This is a genomic window from Bartonella sp. AA86SXKL, assembly GCF_042196885.1.
The window spans coordinates 1-287 of sequence record NZ_JBHIRE010000554.1; the positions used below are offsets into that span (position 1 = coordinate 1).

Sequence of the window (287 nt, forward strand, 5' to 3'; positions counted from 1 at the left end):
CAGTAGCCAATCAGCAGCTTATATGAATCAAATGATGGTTGGTGTCACAACACGAGGATCCGGTAAACGTGCCGCCCTCCCCATGACCCTTGTTGCCGGAAAAACTGGAACATCACAATCCTATCGTGATGCATGGTTTGTTGGCTTTACTGGTAATTATACTGGAGCTGTATGGATGGGCAATGATGATTTTTCACCGATGAATCGAGCTTTTGGTGGTGGTATTCCTGCCATGATATGGCACACTATCATGCTCTCTGCACACAAAAATATCATGCTCAAACAGC

Annotated in this window: 1 protein-coding gene; it reads left to right on the top strand. The window is 45.3% G+C overall.

Going from position 1 to position 287, the window contains the following annotated elements:
* The coding region (locus ACFIO5_RS13245) for a penicillin-binding transpeptidase domain-containing protein (protein WP_375705660.1) at positions 1 to 287 on the top strand (287 nt) is incomplete at both ends.